We start from the raw sequence: 1,336 nt of genomic DNA on the forward strand, positions 1-1,336 counted from the left end.
CCCCGGCACCGGTCGCCACGAGGACCGCGGCGAGAGCGGCGCCGAGCACGATCGTGCTGCGGCGCGGCCGACGGCGCGAGGGCGCTGATAGCGCGGGGGTTCCCGTCGCGAGCGCTCCCGCCACGTCGGCGAGGGGGGCCGGCGTCGCTGCGGGCGAGCTGTCCGCACCGACCTCGGCGGGGGCGTCCGCCGCGATGGGCTCCGGCGGGGGCGGAGAAGAAGGCGCGGGTTCGTCGGTCGGGGAGGTCGTGTCGGTGGACGGCATGGCTCTCGCTCTCGGGCTCGTCCCCCCACCGTAGGAGACCGGGTGCAGGGCGCCCCGCCGCAGCGGGCAGGGTTCACCCGCCCGGGCCGCTTTTTCGGTTCCCCGCGGGTCAGACCGTGCGCAGGACCGCGACGATCCGGCCGAGGACGACCGCCTCGTCGCCGAGGATCGGCTCGAAGGCGCTGTTGCGCGGCAGCAGCCAGGTGTGCCCGTCGCGGCGGCGGAACGTCTTGACGGTCGCCTCGCCGTCGAGCATGGCCGCGACGATCTCACCGTTCTCCGCCGTCGCCTGCGACCGCACGACGACCCAGTCGCCGTCGCAGATCGCCGCGTCGATCATGGAATCCCCCGACACCTTGAGCATGAACAGCTCGCCCTTGCCGACCAGCTGCCGGGGGAGCGGGAAGATCTCTTCGACCTGCTGGTCGGCGGTGATGGGCACTCCCGCGGCGATGCGGCCGACGAGGGGGACCAGGGCGGCATCCCCGAGCGCCGGGGCGGTGTCGGCCGGGTTCTCGGCGGCGGCGCCGGGGAGGTCGATCAGCACCTCCATCGCGCGGGTCTTGCCGGGGTCGCGTCGCAGGTAGCCGCTGAGCTCGAGCTGATTGAGCTGGTGGGTGACGCTGGACAGTGACTTGAGTCCGACCGCGTCGCCGATCTCGCGCATGCTCGGCGGATAGCCGTGCCGGGCGATCGAGCGCTGGATGACCTCGAGGATCGCGAGCTGCTTGTCGCTGAGGTTCTTGCGCCGCCGCGTCTGCGGTCGTTCGCGGCCGGCGGCGGTCGTCGCGTCGGTCATCTGGGCTCCCCTCGCGCCGCGGAAAGACGGCGGATCTTCGAATGTCGGAGGTTGGTGATGAGGTCTCCGTGTCGAAACCGTATCCGGTGATCGAGGCGGAACGCACGGACCTCCGCGCGTGTCGCGTTCGATTCCTCTCCGACTCACGGGTTGTTGACACCCCTGCACTATCGAAGATAGATTCGGAATACAGATTCGCACCCCGGCCTCCCGGCCGAGGCCGGGGTGCGAATCTCTCCCCGTCAAGGAGCACACCATGAGCAGCATCGCCC

At 71.4% G+C, this 1,336-nt stretch carries 1 protein-coding gene and 1 pseudogene; both read right to left on the reverse strand.

Features of this window, described 5'->3' with window-relative positions; all coding sequences use genetic code 11:
• Positions 1 to 265, reverse strand: a pseudogene (locus DBR36_RS15395) (hypothetical protein); the annotation flags it as partial.
• A gap of 109 nt (positions 266 to 374) precedes the next feature.
• Entirely contained in the window at positions 375 to 1,064 is a 690-nt protein-coding gene (lexA, locus tag DBR36_RS15400) for a transcriptional repressor LexA (RefSeq protein ID WP_108320602.1), read from the reverse strand.
• Positions 1,065 to 1,336: the final 272 nt, after the last annotated feature.

The organism is Microbacterium sp. HMWF026 (genome assembly GCF_003061325.1).
Lineage (GTDB): Bacteria > Actinomycetota > Actinomycetes > Actinomycetales > Microbacteriaceae > Microbacterium > Microbacterium testaceum_E.

Bases quoted from the DNA above. Each gene is read 5' to 3' on its own strand.
- lexA (WP_108320602.1), bottom strand. From the start codon at position 1,064: ATGACCGACGCGACGACCGCCGCCGGCCGCGAACGACCGCAGACGCGG.